The organism is Shewanella pealeana ATCC 700345, from assembly GCF_000018285.1.
In the GTDB taxonomy this organism is placed as follows: Bacteria; Pseudomonadota; Gammaproteobacteria; order Enterobacterales; family Shewanellaceae; genus Shewanella; species Shewanella pealeana.
Window position 1 is genome coordinate 3,975,904 of record NC_009901.1, and the last position, 18,821, is coordinate 3,994,724.

Here is an 18,821-nt window from a genome sequence, read left to right on the forward strand (position 1 = left end):
CGCCTTTTGAATAACAATATCAATTAAACAACTAGCTACCAACACCACTGCGGCTTAAACGCTTAATGATTTCTTCATGCTGCGGATATTCAGCTAACAAGGTTTCTTGGCTAAACAGCTCAAAATCTTCAAAGGTAAAGCCCGGCGACACCATACATCCGACTAAAGAGAATCCTGGCTTATTCATCGCCGAACCGAAGATGCAGCCTTTAGGTACTAAAAACTGTGGTCGCTCACCCGCAGCCAAGTCTAAACCTAATTGCGCCGTGGTCAGCTCGCCTTGCTCATCAATCATATAGATGGTCAGTGACTCACCCGCGTGGAAATACCACATTTCATCGGCGGTTAAACGATGGAAGTTAGACACCTCACCGGTACGCAATAAAAAGTAAATGCTGGTCCAAAGGGCACGCGTGTCATCGAATTGTTGCTCAGAGCGGTATGAAGAGCGGAAATAACCACCTTCAACATGTTGTTCTAATTCTAGGTGTTGAATAAAGTGTTCAGCTGTTTGCATTGCAAATACCTTTTAATTTTAATCTGATGCACGTTTCTATTGAAACTAACAGGGTTTAGTAGGGAGCATTTATATCTACAAAGTAGCGCTAAAGTGTAATCGAGGCCAAGGCTAAAGACTGCGAGCAAAATTAAAGTTTCGTGCTTTTCGTCCGATTTACTGCCATAAAAAAGCCCAAACTAATCCAGCTTGGGCTTCAATAGTGATCATGATGGTAATGAGTCTAGTGTTTGCCTGTCACGCCGTCACGGACCATATCTTTGCCCGTCTCATACACTTCATCGGTGACCCAGCGAGCATGTAAAAGCTTATGATTATTATCAAACACCGCAACGAAGTGGCGACCATCTGCGTTATTGGTTGCCATGCCAACACCAGCCACGCCCTCAAGGCCTAAACCACCCGTTTCAATCGACACTAACAAGCGTCTTAGGTCGTCTAGATTATCGATAACATTTTGCTCGTCACTCATCTTCAATACTCTTATCTCTTTACCCAGCAATAGAGCCCATTAGCCCTAAGCACATTATGCGGCGTACTTTACAGATCATAGCCGAGGATTAAAAGACTGCACTTCTATTTTAAACAAAGGAAAATAGCGATAGAGACGATTTAATACCAATCAACATAGACGGCTGAGCGCAAATTAAGCAGGTGCTTATTTAGTCTATTAGCTTGGTCACAAATTGCAGCTTATTTTATTAAATTTGATTGAGCTCATGTAATACTCCGCCAGCGAAAACCCTACAATTAATAAGATGGATGCATACTGATGTCAGAGATTAAATTTGGTGTATTAGGACAGTATTTTCATTGTCCAGTGAAAGGCGATTTTGAGTATGCGGCTCAAGCTTTGGTGCTCGTTGATAATAGCGGCGCTATTTCATCAATTATCAACGAAAATGATGCCGATTTTCAAACACAGATCAGCGAGTTATCCGCTCGCAAACAACTCATCGAATTAAGCCCGACTCAGTATCTAATGCCAGGCATGGTTGACTTGCACGTACATGCGCCGCAATTTCCTCAAGCCGGAAAAGGGCTAGATCTGCCTCTATACGATTGGCTACAAGACTATACTTTTCCGCTAGAAGCTAAATTTGAGGATATGGATTTTGCCAAGAAAATTTACCCAGAGTTAGTCCAGTCACTGCTCGCTAATGGCACCACCAGCGCAGTGTATTTTGCCACTATCCATAAAGACACGAGCGTTGAGCTTGCCCGTGAGTGTGTAAAGCAAGGTCAGCGCGGCTTTATCGGCAAGGTCAATATGGATGAGGCGAGTCAATGCCCAGCATTTTACATTGAGCCATCTACAAGCGACGCCCTAATCGACACAGAAAACTTTATTCAGCAAGTACAGGCACTCGAAGGCAACGAGCACAGATTAGTGTCGCCAGTAGTCACTCCGCGCTTTGTGCCAAGTTGCAGCAGCGAGATGCTGCAAGGCTTAGGCGAACTGGTACAAAAGTACCAGTGCCATGTGCAGACCCACTGCTCTGAAAGCGACTGGGCAAGGGATTACAGCCAAGAGAAGTACGGTAAAACAGACGTTGAGATCTACAGCGATTTTGGCTTAATGACCAACAAAACCATTTTGGCACACTCGATATTCCTAACGCCGAATGATCACAAGGTGATTAAGGCGACAGGCGCCAGTATTGCCCACTGCCCGCTATCTAACATGTATTTTGCCAATGCGGCGATGCAGACCCGTGAGATCTTGGATAACGATCTAAAATGTGGTTTAGGTAGTGATTTAGCAGGCGCGCCAATTCCATCGATTTTCCATACTTGTTTAGATGCGGTAAACCACTCGCGAGTTCGCGAAGATGGCACATCCACTTATCTGCCTGCTGATACTCGTGGTGAAAGCGGATCGCGCATCTCATTCCTAGAGTCTTACTGGATGGCGACAGTTGGTGGCGGACAGGCAATAGATGCCAAAGTCGGTTTGTTCCAAGCAGGCTTCGAGTTCGACGCCTTAGTGATTGATACCGCCGTTAGCGACAGCAATATCTTTATCCTTGATGAGATGGACAGCGCTAAAGACAAGCTTGAGAAAATCATCACCCTCAATAGCCGCCAAAACATCCGCAAGGTGTGGGTCAAAGGTCAGTTGGTGGTAGAGAAGTAAGCCACTTACTTTCTAAACTTAGTTGACTAGTCATATAAAAAAGGCTCAGAAGATCATCCTTCTGAGCCTTTTATTTGTTTATCACTTTTACAGACTACTCATTTAAGCGAGTAGAATTAATGCCCATCAACAAAAGCAAATTTGATAATAAACAGCAGAGCCACTAACGCCACGCCAGGGTGGATTTCACGCCAGCGATTGGTACCCGCTTTTAGCACACAGTAGGTAATAAAACCTGCCGCCACGCCTTCGGTAATCGAGAAAGTAAACGGCATCATCACCGCGGTAATAAAGGCTGGAGCCGACTCGGTTAAGTCTTTACCATCAATTTTAGCCAGCTCTGATGACATCAAAATGCCCACATAAACTAGCGCGCCAGCAACCGCGTAACCCGGTACCATAGCCGCCAATGGCGAGAAGAAGATCACCAGAATAAACAGTAGACCGGCGACGATCGCAGTTAAGCCTGTGCGGCCACCCGCAGCGACACCTGCCGAACTTTCAATATAAGCGGTTACCGTAGAGGTCCCCATATAGGCGCCAGCGACTGAAGTTGCCGAGTCGGTCAACAAGGCTTGCTTCATGCGTGGAAAGCGGCCGCGCTTGTCGGTAAAGCCACACTTTTCTGTTACGCCAATCATTGTGCCAGAGCTATCAAATAGGCTCACAAGCGCAAACGAGAAAATCACCCCCATTAGCGCCACATCTAAAGATCCAGCAAGATCTAGCTGACCAAAGGTATTGGCGATGCTTGGTGGCATAGACACAATGCCGGTGTACTCGATATCGCCCATTAAGGCCGCAATAGCCGTCACGATAGCAATCGACACCAATACTGCAGAATGGATACCACGAGAGGCTAGAATAACGATGATAAAGAAGCCTAACGCGCCTAACACACATTGCAGCGAGCTTAAGTCACCGACGGTGATCATAGTCGCAGGGCTTGCGACCACAATGCCCGCGTTACTAAAGCCAACCATGGCGATTAGCAAACCAATACCACTTGGAATACCTATGCGTAGACATTTTGGGATATTGGTTAAGATCCACGAGCGGATCCCTAATAGCGACACGATAGCAAAACAAACGGCGCCCCAAAAAATGGTGCCCATACCGATTTGCCAACTCACGCCCATGCCTACGACAACAGAGAAGGCAAAAAAAGCATTGAGTCCCATTGCTGGCGCGAGTGCGATTGGCAAATTGGCAATTAAGCCCATGCCGATACAGCCGATAGCGCTGATCAAACAGGTAACCACAAACACCGCACTGGCATCCATACCAGCAGCAGATAGGATTTGTGGATTCACGAACACGATATACACCATGGTCATAAAGGTGGTGATACCCGCAATCACCTCAGTTGAGACTGAAGTGTTATGGGCTGATAATTTAAAAAAGCGCTCTAACAACCCACCACTTGCAGGTTGGGCAGAAGCACAAGCTCCTACGGGCTCTTCATTAGTTGAAGCATGTTGTTTATTGCTTGGCGTACTCATAAATAGATTATTTCCAGTTTTACTTCACTCAACCCGCGTCCCAAACAGCTGCGCAACATCAATATTAAATTTACGACGCACACACTTAATCCCCTGAAAGCATATTTCTGGAGATGACGACTTAATGATTACGGTTTTAACTAACGAGGGGCGCTATTGTAGAGTACAGACGGCATTAGGCATGAGTGATTAACATCACATATTGCAGAGTTATTTAGAAAACGGTCAACCTGAATAAACACCTGCTCGATTAGCGATTTTCTTGGCAACAAAAAACCTTTGCCTGCCAACGAAAGCGTAACCAACAACACCTCAGGCTAAGCCTTTAGATACAAAGTAGTTATTGAGCTAAAACACGCTCAATGCTAGTGTCAGTTCAAGCTTGTACACACCCTAGGGAAACAATAATGCTAAAGAAAATCTTAGCCAGCGTCGGTATTGGCAAAGCCACCGTCGATACTATTTTACTGAATGAGCAGCTTAGAGCTGGTGAACCTTTTGCTATAGAGGTGGTGATCAAAGGCGGTGAAGTCGAGCAGGAGCTTAACGGTCTTGAGTTCGCAATTATGGCCGAAGCGAAAACCGAGCAACAAGTCGGTGACGATGAAGTGAAATACAACAAGAGTGTGGTGCTACAAAGCTGGAAGCCAATGCTCAAACAGACGATTCAACCAGGCGAAGTGATCACCCGCCAGTTCAATCTTGATCTACATCCAGAAGCCCCAGCCACGAGTCTTTTTGGCCATAGAATCGCTAAGGTCTGGCTGCAAACAGGTCTAGATATTAAAAACGGCATAGACGGCTCAGACAAAGACCCATTAGTGATCGTACCTTCCAATACTCAGCTTGCTGTTCTGGATCTGATTGAGAGCAGCGGCTATCGCTTGTTTAAATCAGACATCGAAGTAGGCTATGTTCGAGCGCAAGGCTTTGCCTCGCATCTACCTTGTTATCAAGAATATGAGTTTAAGCCACAATCTCGCTCATTCTTTGGCGCACGAGAACTAGAGGTGACTTTTGTTGATAATGGCGCAGAAACCGGCGTATTGATCGAAATAGACAGAGCCTTCTCTGGCGACGGTTACCACAGCGTGTCGATTCCTAATCACTGCGATACTGTAGAGAGCGTTCGTCCTTATATAGAAAGATTACTGTCTTAGCCTTACTCACTTAAGATAAAGCTACAACATAAACAACATAAACAACATAAAAAAGTGCCGATAAGCCATGCTTATCGGCACTTTTTAAATCTGTCCGCTGAATTAGCTCGAAGCTAATATAAAGAGCTACAGCTAAGAGCTAACACTAGCTTATGAGACAACGTGTTAGAACTTGTGACCCGTTACCTGCTCAACAAATTCAATATTTAGCTCGATACCTAATCCCGGCTTATCACTGACTTCAATGGCGCCATCGATAATCTTTGGCTCATTCAGTGTTAGCTGCTGGGTCAAGGTGCCGTTCCAGAAATCTGGGTGTAGATACTCTACATACTCAGAGATATGGCAAACGATACCAAAGTGACGCGCCGCCGCGGCAGTAATACCTGTTTTCCAGTTATGAGGCATTAGCTGAGCATTATGGTGCTCACAGATGTCCATAATACGTAAAAGCTCAGTGACACCACCACAACGGTTGTAGTCAGACTGCACGACCGAAATACCGGTTTTTTCGAGCCACTCTTGCGCTTCAAAACGTGTGGTCGACATCTCGGCGCCACATAAACGGGTATTAATCGCCGCAGCCAGCTTTTGATGACCAATCAAGTCGTCATGCTGCAAACAGGCTTCGATAAAGTACAAATCGATATCTTCTAGCTGGCGGAATGTCCAGCGAGCTTTCTGCCAGTCGGTCCAGCGATATAGACAATCAACCATCATGTCCATATCCCAACCGATAACCTCACGTAACTCACGTAGGTAAGCGACAATCTCTTTGTCACTAACCTTATCATTAGGAATGATGCACACTTTAACGGCTTTAGCGCCACGCTCTTTGGCTTTAGCGATAAGCGGTTTATACGCTTCAACAATCTCACTTAGTGTCGCATCGGCGGCAACCGACGGATACAGAGTAAAATATGGCGTTAACTGCGCTTTCTGGGCGCCGCCCATTAGCTTATAGGCTGGTACACCTAACTGCTTACCGGCAAGATCATATAGCGCCATATCGATACCAGAGATGGCAAACAAACCTAAGCCGCGCATACCGATCCACTTGGTGGTGTCGTACATGCGGTTGTAGTTTGCGCGGAACTCTAACGGATCTCTACCAATCACAGCTTCTTTAATGTTGTTGAGCCACTTATGCTCATTCTCAATTTCCGAGAAGGCTTTCATGCACTCTGGCGGACCATCGGCCTCACCCAGTCCATAAACACCATTTTCATCGGTAACCTTAACGATAACGGTGTTTTCGCTCCAGTTAGTCGCCGCCACGTTTACCGGAATAAATTCAACCGAAACAATATTTGCGCCCATCTCGTTATCCCTCAACTTTTGCTAATTCAGCTTGAGCAGGCTCAGCCTGTTCTGCGTTGTTTTTTGCAGCCTGTGTAACTGTTGATTTGAACAGTTCTGGGTGGTCCTTTCTAATCCACTTCATCAAGCACACCACCATCAAAATATTTAGGAAAATCATCGGCAAGCCAACGATAATACACATGGACTTAATCGTATCGATACTGCCCCCCATAAAGAAGGCCGCCATTGAAACCGCGCCAATACCTAATGCCCAAATCAATCTTACCGAAACATCCGGATCCGCATCCGCATCCAACTCTTTGGTGGTCATCATCGAGATTGCCACGGCAGCCGATGTCATAGTGGTCGACATTAAGAAGAATTCAACGATAAGGAAGATAATCAAAATCGCCGCGCCAAAAGGCAGCGCATTGATCACCTCAATCACGGCCATGGAAACCCCTGCCTCATTCATCCACTCAAGCACTGGTAGTGCACCCGTTAACTCACTAAATACCGAGTAGCTGCCGAAGATAGCGATAAAGAAGGCACAACCTGCCGAGCCAAAGAAAATCGTCGTTAACACTAACTCTTTAATCGTACGTCCCTTAGAGATACGCGCTAAGAAGATGCCCATCATCACTAGGTAAGCAAAATACCAAGCCCAGTAATACATGGTCCACGCCTGTGGGAAACCAGACTTTTCAACTGGATCGCTCCAGAAACTCATGCGCACGAAGTTATCGACCATCACGCTCAAGCTGTCGAAGAAGTAAGACAGAATAAACGCGGTTGGCCCCGACAATAAGATGAAAATACCTAAAGCGAACGCGGCATAGACACACCAGTTAGCAAGCTTAGCAACGCCCTTCTTCATACCGGCCAACATCACCACGGCATAGAAGACAATAAACAGTACAATCAGACCGACCTGAAGCCAGATATCATTTGGTAAACCGGTGACTTTCTCAATGCCCGAACCGATAAGGTCAACGGCTAAGCCCATTGAAGTTGAGAAGGCGCCTAGGGTACCGAAAATGGCGATAATGTTGATGAAATAGCCAAGTGGACCATCGGCATTTTTCTTACCAATCACATCCTCAAGTAAGTTAGATAGACGCAGGTTACGTTTCTTTTTCTTATGTAGGTAATAAGCATATGGAACTGCAGGCAAACAGAAGATCGCCCAGCCTATCGGTCCCCAATGGAACAAGGTGTAAGTAATAAGCCACTGAGAAGCCTCAGCACTGCCCGCCTCAGTAAACATAGGTGGGCTCTGCATGTAGTACATAGGCTCGCCAACGGCCCAAAAAATAAGTGCCGCGCCCACACCCGCAGTAAAGATCAAAAACGCATAAGTGGCATAGGTGAACTCAGGAGCATCGTTATCGTCACCTAACTTGATATGACCAAAACGACTAAAAGCAATCCACATCAAAAATACAAGTGCACCAAAACCGGCTAATTGGATAAACCAGCCAATATCATTGGTCACCCACTTCATGCCCGCATGGGCGACCTCTTTAGAGCTTTCAGGAAAAAATACCGCCAAGGCCAAGCTTAAAAAGGTGAAGCAGATAGCAGGCCAAAACAGCTTATGATCGAGATTTTTGAAATTCATAGGTAAATTCCACGCTGCCCCTTTTTGTTATTATTTAAGGAGCAAGCTTGATGCCGCCTTATGCTGTTAGCATAATCGATGCGGCGAGTTATATTGGGTTACAGCGCACTACCATTGGCAATCATGGTCGCGCGGATCTCTGCAACATTCAGGTCACGGATGTGACTTTGACTATCGATAGCTTGTATAGCGGCAACGCCTGCGGCGTGGCCTAATTCGAAACATTGGGCGGTGACTCGCGCCGACGCCAGCGCTTCGTGCTCTGCACTGAGACAGCGACCCGCGACTATGATGTTTTCACCCACTCGAGGGACTAGAGTGGCGAAAGGAATGTCGTAGTAATCATTTAGTAACCAGTGCAGCTTTGGCTTATCGCCCGAGTGCAACTCAATTGGCCAAGGTGTACGACAGATACCATCTTGCTGTTTGCGACAGTTAACCACATCATCATTAGTCAGTGTCTTCACCCCCTTGATAGAACGCGTCTGACGAATCCCCACTTCAACACCGGTATCAACCACGTAGGCATTGTCACACCCAGGCACAAACTCATTAAGGAACTTGGCATAGGCGCGAACTTGGCGACGACCAAAGACTTCGGCTTCGGTAAAGTCAACAGGGTCAATCACGTTCAACATACGACCATCTTGGCCTGCCAAACGAGTCGCATTAACCATCAGCTCGCCAGGACGTGTGGTCGGGAAGATCCAGATCTTATGACGTGGTAGCTCCCAGCCTAATTCATTATTCGCTTTTAGAATGTTCTCGGTCACTTTCGGCGGGCAGATGGTGTCCATACCGTAGTACTCTAGATACTGCTCCATATCCACGCCCGCGATACGGAAGAACATGGTTGGATTTTGAATGCGACCTTCATCACCAAAGTAGGTATCAAGCCCTGCACGCGCGATGACGGCAGCATCACCTGAAGCGTCGATGATAATTTTTGCAAGAATAATGCTCTGGCCTGCATTTGATTCAATCACCACACCTTTGAAGCTGTCGCCATCCATAATCACGCCTGTAACAGCAGTGTGATACAAGATATTCACCCCTGCGGCCGTTAACATATCATCCGCCACTTCACGCCATACTAGAGGGTCATGAGTAACGGTAAATGTCTTGCCATAGCGCTGTGGTGCAGTCACCCCATTATTATCAGCTAATGCCTGACGGAAACGTTCGGTAAAGCCGAAAACAACCTGCTCTGGCCCGGCGGCTTCATCTTCGGTCGCCATATACATGCCACAAATTGTGCCAGACAGTCCTGCTACGGCAGCGCCGCCGCAGAAGCCATATTTTTCAACTAGGTAAGTACTCTTGCCCGCAGCCGATGCGGTTTCTGCAGCAGCAACGCCAGCAGGACCACCACCCACGACCAAGACATCGACCTCAGCCAAGATAGGTAGCTGTGGCACCTGTTCAAAGCGGTTAATAATTTGCCAATTTTTCATTTTTACTCCAAAGGATGCTGATATGAGCCAGACCAAGCTAATACACACCTAATATGCAGGTGATATTCATCTGATATATCAGTTGTTGGGGGCTAATATATTCCTGTATCATGCAGCGAACAAGTGAAAGCTACAAAACCGTGATCTAGATTGCGAAGATAGAAAAGGAGTGTGACGATGATCATTAATGACGTAGCGAATAAATCTGAATTTGCATACGACCAACTCGAAAAAATGATTACTTTCAGGGAGCTTAAGCCGGGTTCCATGGTCAGTGAGAAACAACTTTCAGAGCAACTCGGTGTTGGCCGAACGCCGGTTCGCGAAGCACTACAACGTTTATCCTACGAGCGAATGGTAGAAATCCATCCTAGGCGTGGCATTCAAATTCCACAGATCTCGTTAGAAAGCCAACTCAAGATCTTAGAGGTGCGCAGAGATGTCGAAGCATTGTGTGCGCGTTTTGCTGCGACCCGAGCCTCCGAGTCAGAAAAGATCCGTATGACCAAGCTGGCTAATCAATTAGAAGCGAATGCCACCAAGCAAGATGACTTAGTCTATGCTCAGCTACTTAAGCAGATCCATATCTTGTTAGTTCAGGTCTCTAATAATGAATATCTGCAATTGGCGATGGCGCCATTGCAAGGGCTATCGCGTCGCTTCTGGTTCGCCTACAAGAATGAATCTAGCGATCTGGCCGATGCAGCGAATTTACATGCAACCATACTGCGTAAAATTGTTGCAGGTGATCCTGTTGCTGCCGTTGAAGCATCTTATGCGCTCAATGACTACCTCACTAACATGGCTCGGCGCACGATAAGCTAAATATAAACAGCCAATTCACTACTCGTTAAAGAGTGGTATTAAATAAGGTGGAGCCGCCACTGGCTCCACTTTGTTAACTAGTGACACAGGGCTCAAGTAACCGAAAAAGTTAAAGTCTATACCGGATCCGCGATGGTAAGCAGCTGCTAGCCTGCTTACAGAAACTGCTACAGGGTCAGAAACTCATCTAAAACTCAGCTAGAGCAACACTAGAGTAACTTAAAAGCCAGCATCTTATTGCTGGCTTTTTGTTGAGATAAACACAAGTCCATTTGTTTTAACCCGCTTCTGGAATAGGCTTCTTTTCTGCTTCTCTGGTAATTTTATCCGCCCTTTCACGAGCCTCACGTTGACGCTCGTCAGTGGCTTTCCTCGATTCTAGCCTATACTCCTCAGCACGCTTTCTGGCTTCGCGTTCACGCTCTTGCGCCGCCTTACGTGTCTCACGATTATATTCATCACTATCCTTTATCGCATCGCGCTTATACTCCTCAGCACTCTTTCTCACTTCGCGTTCACGCTCTTGCTCCGCCTTACGTGTCTCACGATTATATTCATCACTATCCTTTATCGCATCGCGCTTATACTCCTCAGCACTCTTTCTCACTTCGCGTTCACGATCCTGCTCCATCTTACGTACTTCTCGATTGTACTCATCGCTATCTTTTCGAGTCTTACGCTTATACTCCTCAGTGCTCTTTCTCGCTTCGCGTTCACGCTCCTGAGCCGCCTTACGCTCCTCTCGATTGTACTCATCCGCATTCTTTCTAGCCTCACGCTGACGCTCTTCGGCTATCTTGCGCGCTTGCTTGTCTTGTTTTCTCTGCTCCTTATCCCACTCCCGCTGTTGCCTCTTCAAATCCTTTTGGGCCTGCTTCTCGGACTTTTCTGGCGGCTCAGCCATCACCGTAGGCACTAAGGCTACTAATGACATCATGACAAGTAGTGCTTTTAACCATTTAGTAACTCTCATCTTCAGACCCCTCGCGACTCGGCGCAATAGCAATCACAATTTGGCTTAATCAGCCCTGAGTTCCCAAAAAATCAAGCTGAAGCTTCACCTCATTTAATTTCATTATAGCTAAGCTAGAGAAGGCCCCTGTCTGCAGGGGAATTAAGCACATTGTTCCATTTTCACTCGACGCAGGTCATATATTCGAGATTTATAAATAAATATTAATCTAAATCGCTTATTTTTCACTCTTTCAAGGATATCCCACAGCTAAATAAGTATGGCAGTATATGCTGCCCTAAAAAGGCATGACCAAACACAAATAACCAAATAAAAACAAAAGTTTAATAACAAAAAGGTCACTTACTGCAACAACTTAACCTATTTTGCAAGGAATCATATGAATACAGTTTATACAATCGGCGAACTAGAATCGTTTTTGGTAGCGATCCTAGTGCTGTTCATCGGGCATACGGTCAATCGTCATATTCCTATATTGAAAAAATATAATATCCCCGAACCTATTGTCGGCGGCCTGTTGATAGCAGCATTAATCACGGTATTGCATTTCAACGATATTACCGTGGCATTTAGCCTATCGATGCAAAACACCTTGATGTTGATGTTCTTCAGCACTGTTGGTCTGGCGGCAAACTATAAGCTATTGCTCAAGGGAGGCAGTAAGGTATTTCTGTTCCTTGGTGTCGCCTCCTTATTTATTGTGATCCAAAATATTGTCGGTGTTAGTCTTGCCAATCTGTTGGGCCTTGAGTCATTTATGGGCTTAATCGCAGGCTCTATCACTCTATCTGGTGGCCACGGTACCGGAGCCGCTTGGGCTGATACCTTCCAAAGTGAATATGGTATCAATACCCTTGAGTTCGCCATGGCGGCGGCAACATTTGGTTTGGTGATGGGTGGTATTATCGGTGGCCCCGTGGCGCAGCGACTCATCAACAAGAACAACTTGGTATCGAGCTACGGTGTTGGCGGTAACCACCATACAGACCATCCAGATCTGGTTACCTATGATCAATTTGAAGAAGACAGAGTCACGGCTAAAAGTGTATTAGAAACCCTGTTTATCATGCTGCTGTGTGTGGCGGGAGCGAAGTGGACTACGCTGTTAATCGATACAGTCGGTGCCAGTTGGCTGAAGATGCCAGAATTCGTTTATGCGCTGTTTATTGGTGTGATCATTACTAACCTAACCGAGATCTCTCGCGGCTATAAGATCAACAGTGAGTGTGTCGACGTACTCGGCTCGGTGTCTCTCGCATTATTCCTATCGATGGCTTTGATGAACTTAAAGCTGTGGGAGATTTTTGATCTTGCCATTCCACTGCTGATCATCCTTGTTGTGCAAACTGCCGTACTAGGACTGTTTGCCTACTTTGTGACATTTAAGATGATGGGCAGCAACTATGATGCTGCGGTTATGGCTGGCGGTCATTGCGGTTTTGGCCTAGGTGCGACTCCAACAGCGGTGATGAACATGGGCGCTTTGGTATCGAGAACCGGTCCGTCACCACAAGCCTTTATGGTAGTCCCCATTGTGGGTGCCTTCTTCGTGGATATCGTTAACGCGGTGATCCTAAAAGGCTTCATGATTTTTGTTGGCTAGGTTTCAATAGCAAGCAGCATTCATAGCCGTAAAAAAGCCAGCGATTAACGCTGGCTTTTTAGTCTTTGCTTTATAAAGAAGGGGCTAGGTTCTAGGGCGCTTCGCTTCGAGGGCGGGCTTCGCCCTGCTAGGAAAGCAACAGCAAAAATCACGACCTTTATCTATTCTTTGCTTTTCCGTCTTTGCTTGTACCGTAAGCGCAGCGTTCTGCAAGTGACGCAGTCACGTTCCCTAGGCCGCAGGCTGTACGTCTGTTATCGTCTTAGCTCTTCCTAGCACCTAGGACCTTTCTCAGCTTTTCCTAGGATCTAGTACCTTCTATGCTTTTACCGTCTCAGCTTGTTCGGTCTCTACTTGTACCGCCTTTGCTTGCTCTGCCTTCGCAAAGCGTCGAGACAGTTTGATATAAAGAAACAGTGACAAGAAGATCACCCCGCCGCCAATAAGCTTTTGTGGCTCTAGCGTCTCTCCCAACAGAGTCATACTCAAGAGCAGGGTCCAAATAGGCTCTAAGATCATCAATAGCGCTGCGGTTTCCATGCTCACCTTATACTGCCCCATAGTCTGCAATAGGTAACGTACAGAGGTGGCAATCAGGGTCGAAATGGCAAACCAACTAATTAGCTCTCCAGAAAACGCTATGCTGTGAGGCTGAGTAATCGAGGCATAGCCCAAGCCCACTAAGCCGACCACAAATAACTGTAAGCAGATAGAAACCAGTGGCTTTAGATTACCGCTGATGCGCTTATTCATCACGAAATGTACAGAAAGCAATGCCGATGCCAGCAAGAACAGCAACTGACTCGACTCCATCTTCCAGCCATTAGTTAGGCTCAGTAGCATCATGCCCGTCGTACTCACAGGCAAGGCTATCCAAAAGGCACGATTAGGTTTAGCTTGGAACAGTATCCAAGCGGTCAGCGGTGCAATAATCATTGCCAAACTCATGATAAACGCCCCCTCAGACAAGCTGTCACTAATCGAGACCGCATAGATCCAAACTTGCAGTGCGAGTCCGAGAAAGACGCCAACACCACAGGCCGACAGCAACTGTTTCATACTGAGTTTCAGCAGGCTCTTATAGCAAAATGGCAGCAAGACTAAACTTGCCAATAGAAAGCGGGAGCCAATAAATAACTCCCCCGGCACAGATTGCACCACAATTTTAGAGGCAACCCAGCCCACAGCAGCCAACAAGGTGGCAATAAATAGATACAACACTCCGCGCATCAATAGCACTCTTAAATAGGGGCTTATAGCCAATTGAAATAGGATCTTTACACAGCGCCATTGAATAAAATGCGCTGCGCTAAAAACAAAAATAGCAACCCCGTATCAATGGGATTGCTATTAATAATCTAACGCCTGATTTTAATGTAGATAGCCACTCTAAAGCTACAGGCAAAACCCACACAGATCAGTAAAAGCTTGCGAGTAGCAAACAAAAAAGCGAACCTTTAGAGCAGTGCCAAAGAGTTCGCTTTTGACGGCTAGCTTATCACTTAGAAGCTAGATAAGCCTGTTACTTAGCTGCCGCCTTAGCGCGTGCGCTATGTAACTTCTTGTAGCTTTCAATCAAGCGTAGGTGTGGCTCGATGCCTTCAAGCGCCATGCTGGTCTTGGTTAGGCCGAAGAAACGCACTTCACCACTAACAGTGCCGATAACGTTATCCATGACTTCTTCGCCAAACATACGATTGAAGCTATGGATAAAGTGCTCAAGCTCTAGCTCTTCGTCCATTTCAACTTCAAGTACTGCATTGACTGCTTGATAAAACAGGCCGCGCTCAACCGTGTTGTCGTTATACTGTAGGAAATCCCCCACTAGCTCCATCGCTTCCTCTGCCGCGCCAAGTGCTAGATAGATTAAGATCTTAAGCTCAATAATGGTTAGCTGACCCCAAACGGTATTTTCATCGAAGACGATACCTATCATGGTGCGAATGTCGGTGTAGTTATCGAGCTGGCTCTCTTCTAGACGATTAACCAAGTCCACCAGCTCATCATCAGACAGTGAGTGTAGGTTTAAGATATCTTCACGGTAATCTAGCGCCTTGTTGGTGTTATCCCAAATCAAGTCATCCACTAGGTAAACTTCAGAGAAACCCGGTACCAGCATACGACAAGCCGATGCGCCAAGCTGGTCAAAATCAGCTGTGTACACCTCTTTGCCTAAGGTTTCTAAGATGCCGAATAAGCCATCTGCTTCCTCTTGGTTAGTACCAGAGAAGTCCCACTCAACAAACTCATAATCATGCTTGCTGCTAAAGAAGCGCCATGAGATCACACCCGTCGAGTCGATAAAGTGCTCGACGAAGTTTTCAGGCTCAGTTACCGCCATGCTGTTGAACGTAGGCTTAGGTACATCGTTTAAGCCTTCGAAGCTACGGCCCTGTAGTAGCTCAGTTAAGCTACGCTCCAGTGCGACTTCAAAGCTTGGGTGCGCGCCGAATGAGGCAAATACACCACCGGTTTTAGGGTTCATCAAGGTCACGCACATCACAGGGAACTGACCACCCAGTGACGCGTCTTTAACCACAACTGGGAAGCCCTGCTCTTCTAGACCATTGATGCCTGCAAGAATGCTTGGGTACTTCTCTAGCACTTGCATCGGTACATCTGGCAGTACAATTTCTTGCTCGATGATTTGACGCTTAACCGCACGCTCAAAAATTTCGGACAGACACTGAACCTGAGCTTCTTGCAGGTTGTTACCCGCGCTCATGCCGTTACTTAGAAACAAGTTTTCAATCAAGTTCGATGGGAAATACACGGTTTCGCCATCTGAGTGACGCGTGTATGGAATAGTACAGATGCCGCGGTCGATATTACCCGAGTTGGTATCGATAAGGTTCGAACCACCTAGCTCACCTTCTGGGTTGTAGATAGCTAGACAGTAATCATCGAGCATGCCAGCAGGCAATGAGTCATCATCTTCTAACTCGAACCATTTCTCGTTCGGGTAATGCACAAATTCGCTGTTAGCAATCTCTTCACCGAAGAATTGGTCATTGTAGAAGAAGTTGCAGTTTAGACGCTCAATAAACTCGCCTAATGCCGAGCAAAGTGCGCTCTCTTTAGTCGCGCCTTTACCATTGGTAAAGCACATAGGTGACGCCGCATCACGGATATGCAGCGACCATACGTTTGGCACGATATTGCGCCAAGAAGAGATCTCAATCTTCATGCCTAAATCAGCAAGCATCCCCGTCATGTTGGCAATGGTTTGCTCAAGCGGCAGGTCTTTACCTAAGATGTAAGTGCTCGCATCGCTATCGCTTTGGCCCATCAACATGGCGTTAGCGTCGGCATCTAGGTTTTCAACGGTTTCAATCTTAAATTCTGGTCCGGTTTGTACCACTTTTTTCACGGTACAACGTTCAATCGAGCGCAAAATCCCTTGACGGTCTTTATCCGAAATATCGTCTGGTAGCTCAACTTGAATTTGGAAGATCTGGTTATAGCGATCTTCAGGGTCGACTATGTTGTTCTGCGACAAGCGAATGTTTTCAGTCGGAATATCGCGAGCCTTGCAGTACACCTTGATAAAGTAAGCCGCACACAAAGCTGATGATGCTAAGAAATAATCAAATGGGCTCGGTGCTGAGCCATCGCCTTTATAGCGGATTGGCTGGTCGGCGGTGACGGTAAAGTCGTCGAACTTGGCTTCGAGTCTCAAGTTGTCGAGAAAGTTAACTTTGATTTCCATTGAATATGATTTCCACTTAATAGCGAGCGTCGCCCTTGGCTCAATAATGAGTCTTGGCTCAAACGAGCCCTAAGGCCAGATAAACTTATGAAGGGAATTATCGGTGTTTTTGGCGCATTAGTCTTGGGTTAATTACACAAAAGCTCAGATTTGCCACAATGAAATGCAATAGCTGCATAGAACTAAGACAGAGAGGCAGCAGCTGTAGAAAGGGCTAGCTTATTGATTCTTATCGGCTTCGCGTTTAACTAAGATAAAGGTCAGGTACATTTTAGTCGGCAATGACAACACCATACCAAAGGCCACACACATCGCGCTGATGATGATCCCCTTGACGCCCATAGCTTCAACAGTTTCATTAAAGTTATGCAGATAGATACCAGTAAGAATGAGACAAATACCCATGCTGATGCAGGTCTTAAGGAGCAAGATGAGCTTTTGGTCTGTCACTATAGCCTCCTTATCTGCATCCACAATGCATAAGTTTAGACTAATATAGTGAGTGATTCTTCAGCCTTACACCTTGATTGAGATCAAGACGCAAGGCTGAACATCTGCGCTATTGAGAGAAAGCCTATGGCCTATTCTGTATAACGCCTTATTTTGCGGTTTCTTATTAGCGTTTTATTTACATCGCTTGTTTAAGCAGCTCGATAATGTCTTGATGCTCACGGTCGAGCGCTAAGTCCATGGCGCTTGAGTCATGAATATTCTGATGATGAATCGTCTCTGCTGCACCATTAGCCAGCAGTAATTCTACAATCGCTGCGCGTTCATTATAGTTACCAATAACAGCCTTAATTAGTGCTGTATTACCATCATCAGTCATCGCATTAACGTTTGCGCCTGCTTGCAGTAATAACGAAACCACCTCGGCAGTGCTATTTCCGGCGGCCGTTATGAGTGCGCTCTCACCTTCATCATCTTTGTCGTTTACGTCTGCGCCCTTAGTTAACAGCAACTGCATTTTCGGCAACATGCCGTTTAAGCTGGCAATATAGAGCGCTTTAGTTCCGTCACTCCCGGCTTGGTTAGGGTTAGCGCCCGCCTCGAGTAGCAAGCTAACAATCTCAAGAGTGCTTTTTTGGACCGCATGATTAAGCGGTGTATTCTTGTACCAATCGCCTTTATTAATATCAGCGCCATTAGCTATCATATTGGTTACCGCTGCGGCATCTTTATCTAAAATAGCCTGGATAAGTGCGGTAAAACCACTGGCGTTTAAGCCATCCTCATCAAAGCCATCGGCATCAAATCGATCATCGTTTTCATCATCGTCATCATCATCGTCGTCTTCATCATAGTCTTTCTCGTCATAGTCATAGCCGTAGTCAGCGCCGTTACCTTGCTCACGCCCTTCTATATAGGCACTCAATCCTGGCCAGTTGCCACGATCACAAAAGTCGTTAAACTCAACGATAGGCTCATTAGGCGACTTCTCAATTAAAGTTTCTAACAGTTGTGTAGACCACTTCAAGGTCTCAATCGGCGTGCCTAGGCAGTTATGATGAAAAATAGCGATTTGCGCAGTGACGTTATTAGTAGCAAAAGCTTTCAGCAACATCTGTGATAACGACTTAACCTCATCAACTTCGCACTCAAGGCTGAGTAACAGCAACTGCTTTTCTAGTCTAAAAGCAAAGATATCGTCATCAAGATGATCAAGCTCAGGGATCAGCAGCTTTATCGCTGCATCAGCAGTCGTACTCAGTTGCATACAGATAAAGTAAGGCTCATCATAACTATCTAATCCATCAAGATGCCCGCGGAGCACATCGTCTAGCTCTAATCTGTCGAAAATATTACTGCTGAGCATGTAAACCTCATTTAAATTCATTTCTGGAGCGGGAATACGAAAATAGCAAAGTAAAACAGATACAAGCTTCCCCGTGATGCGCAGTAGACTATGCCTTAGCCCATACAAGTACAAGCCGTTACTTTTAAAAGGGATAATTGATTTTTAAAATTGCTCTGATGATCAATATTTAGAATAAAATTGAGGCCAAGTTTATCGGGAT

The 18,821-nt window shown here is 46.1% G+C and carries 15 protein-coding genes; 4 read left to right on the top strand and 11 right to left on the bottom strand.

Annotation, left to right across the window (positions count from 1 at the left end):
- Positions 1 to 31: 31 nt before the first annotated feature.
- Positions 32 to 517, bottom strand: coding sequence for a cupin domain-containing protein (locus SPEA_RS17120; protein WP_012156458.1), 486 nt, complete (start codon positions 515 to 517; stop codon positions 32 to 34).
- Positions 518 to 740: 223 nt separating this feature from the next.
- On the bottom strand, positions 741 to 989 hold the full coding sequence (locus SPEA_RS17125; protein ID WP_012156459.1) for a hypothetical protein: 249 nt from the start codon (positions 987 to 989) through the stop codon (positions 741 to 743).
- A gap of 300 nt (positions 990 to 1,289) precedes the next feature.
- On the opposite strand from SPEA_RS17125, the gene guaD reads away from it, so the two are divergent.
- The gene (gene guaD / locus SPEA_RS17130; protein ID WP_012156460.1) at positions 1,290 to 2,654 is read left to right on the top strand and encodes a guanine deaminase; all 1,365 of its coding nucleotides are present in this window, start codon (positions 1,290 to 1,292) and stop codon (positions 2,652 to 2,654) included.
- 116 nt (positions 2,655 to 2,770) lie between these two features.
- Here the strand turns inward: guaD and SPEA_RS17135 are convergent, their stop codons facing one another.
- Positions 2,771 to 4,069: an NCS2 family permease gene (locus tag SPEA_RS17135; RefSeq protein WP_190272115.1), complete on the bottom strand. Its 1,299-nt coding sequence runs from the start codon at positions 4,067 to 4,069 to the stop codon at positions 2,771 to 2,773.
- A gap of 494 nt (positions 4,070 to 4,563) precedes the next feature.
- On the opposite strand from SPEA_RS17135, the gene SPEA_RS17140 reads away from it, so the two are divergent.
- Entirely contained in the window at positions 4,564 to 5,316 is a 753-nt protein-coding gene (locus SPEA_RS17140) for a sporulation protein (protein ID WP_012156462.1), read from the top strand.
- 165 nt (positions 5,317 to 5,481) lie between these two features.
- On the opposite strand, the gene SPEA_RS17145 is transcribed toward SPEA_RS17140, so the two are convergent.
- The 3 genes from SPEA_RS17145 to SPEA_RS17155 form a co-directional block, all read right to left on the bottom strand.
- Positions 5,482 to 6,636 (bottom strand): mandelate racemase/muconate lactonizing enzyme family protein, encoded by a 1,155-nt coding sequence (locus SPEA_RS17145; RefSeq protein WP_012156463.1) that lies wholly within the window; start codon positions 6,634 to 6,636, stop codon positions 5,482 to 5,484.
- A 4-nt stretch (positions 6,637 to 6,640) separates the two neighbouring features.
- Positions 6,641 to 8,239 carry a BCCT family transporter gene (locus SPEA_RS17150; RefSeq protein WP_012156464.1) on the bottom strand — a complete coding sequence of 533 codons (1,599 nt, stop codon included), beginning with the start codon at positions 8,237 to 8,239 and terminating at the stop codon, positions 6,641 to 6,643.
- A 98-nt stretch (positions 8,240 to 8,337) separates the two neighbouring features.
- The gene (locus SPEA_RS17155) at positions 8,338 to 9,693 is read right to left on the bottom strand and encodes an FAD-dependent oxidoreductase (protein ID WP_012156465.1); all 1,356 of its coding nucleotides are present in this window, start codon (positions 9,691 to 9,693) and stop codon (positions 8,338 to 8,340) included.
- A 177-nt stretch (positions 9,694 to 9,870) separates the two neighbouring features.
- Between SPEA_RS17155 and SPEA_RS17160 the strand changes: the two genes are divergently transcribed.
- Entirely contained in the window at positions 9,871 to 10,518 is a 648-nt protein-coding gene (locus SPEA_RS17160) for a GntR family transcriptional regulator (RefSeq protein ID WP_012156466.1), read from the top strand.
- A gap of 277 nt (positions 10,519 to 10,795) precedes the next feature.
- Here SPEA_RS17160 and SPEA_RS17165 read toward each other — a convergent pair whose 3' ends face one another.
- Entirely contained in the window at positions 10,796 to 11,491 is a 696-nt protein-coding gene (locus tag SPEA_RS17165; protein ID WP_012156467.1) for a hypothetical protein, read from the bottom strand.
- A 379-nt stretch (positions 11,492 to 11,870) separates the two neighbouring features.
- Between SPEA_RS17165 and gltS the strand changes: the two genes are divergently transcribed.
- The gene (gene gltS, locus SPEA_RS17170; RefSeq protein WP_012156468.1) at positions 11,871 to 13,094 is read left to right on the top strand and encodes a sodium/glutamate symporter; all 1,224 of its coding nucleotides are present in this window, start codon (positions 11,871 to 11,873) and stop codon (positions 13,092 to 13,094) included.
- Between the two features lie 318 nt (positions 13,095 to 13,412).
- Here gltS and SPEA_RS17175 read toward each other — a convergent pair whose 3' ends face one another.
- The 4 genes from SPEA_RS17175 to SPEA_RS17190 all read right to left on the bottom strand — a co-directional run bounded on the left by SPEA_RS17175 (position 13,413) and on the right by SPEA_RS17190 (position 18,619).
- Positions 13,413 to 14,324 (bottom strand): DMT family transporter, encoded by a 912-nt coding sequence (locus SPEA_RS17175; RefSeq protein ID WP_012156469.1) that lies wholly within the window; start codon positions 14,322 to 14,324, stop codon positions 13,413 to 13,415.
- Positions 14,325 to 14,616: 292 nt separating this feature from the next.
- Complete coding sequence (locus SPEA_RS17180; protein ID WP_012156470.1) at positions 14,617 to 16,803, bottom strand: OsmC domain/YcaO domain-containing protein; 2,187 nt, start codon at positions 16,801 to 16,803, stop codon at positions 14,617 to 14,619.
- A gap of 219 nt (positions 16,804 to 17,022) precedes the next feature.
- Positions 17,023 to 17,253, bottom strand: a complete 231-nt coding sequence (locus tag SPEA_RS17185; protein WP_012156471.1) for a hypothetical protein — start codon at positions 17,251 to 17,253, stop codon at positions 17,023 to 17,025.
- A 178-nt stretch (positions 17,254 to 17,431) separates the two neighbouring features.
- A complete protein-coding gene (locus SPEA_RS17190; RefSeq protein ID WP_012156472.1) occupies positions 17,432 to 18,619 on the bottom strand; it encodes an ankyrin repeat domain-containing protein in 1,188 nt (395 codons plus the stop codon).
- Positions 18,620 to 18,821 lie beyond the last annotated feature (202 nt).

Coding starts and splice junctions, on each gene's coding strand:
- SPEA_RS17120 (WP_012156458.1), bottom strand. CDS start 517: ATGCAAACAGCTGAACACTTTATTCAACACCTAGAATTAGAACAACAT.
- SPEA_RS17125 (WP_012156459.1), bottom strand. CDS start 989: ATGAGTGACGAGCAAAATGTTATCGATAATCTAGACGACCTAAGACGC.
- guaD (WP_012156460.1), top strand. CDS start 1,290: ATGTCAGAGATTAAATTTGGTGTATTAGGACAGTATTTTCATTGTCCA.
- SPEA_RS17140 (WP_012156462.1), top strand. CDS start 4,564: ATGCTAAAGAAAATCTTAGCCAGCGTCGGTATTGGCAAAGCCACCGTC.
- SPEA_RS17145 (WP_012156463.1), bottom strand. CDS start 6,636: ATGGGCGCAAATATTGTTTCGGTTGAATTTATTCCGGTAAACGTGGCG.
- SPEA_RS17150 (WP_012156464.1), bottom strand. CDS start 8,239: ATGAATTTCAAAAATCTCGATCATAAGCTGTTTTGGCCTGCTATCTGC.
- SPEA_RS17155 (WP_012156465.1), bottom strand. CDS start 9,693: ATGAAAAATTGGCAAATTATTAACCGCTTTGAACAGGTGCCACAGCTA.
- SPEA_RS17160 (WP_012156466.1), top strand. CDS start 9,871: ATGATCATTAATGACGTAGCGAATAAATCTGAATTTGCATACGACCAA.
- SPEA_RS17165 (WP_012156467.1), bottom strand. CDS start 11,491: ATGAGAGTTACTAAATGGTTAAAAGCACTACTTGTCATGATGTCATTA.
- gltS (WP_012156468.1), top strand. CDS start 11,871: ATGAATACAGTTTATACAATCGGCGAACTAGAATCGTTTTTGGTAGCG.
- SPEA_RS17175 (WP_012156469.1), bottom strand. CDS start 14,324: ATGCGCGGAGTGTTGTATCTATTTATTGCCACCTTGTTGGCTGCTGTG.
- SPEA_RS17180 (WP_012156470.1), bottom strand. CDS start 16,803: ATGGAAATCAAAGTTAACTTTCTCGACAACTTGAGACTCGAAGCCAAG.
- SPEA_RS17190 (WP_012156472.1), bottom strand. CDS start 18,619: ATGCTCAGCAGTAATATTTTCGACAGATTAGAGCTAGACGATGTGCTC.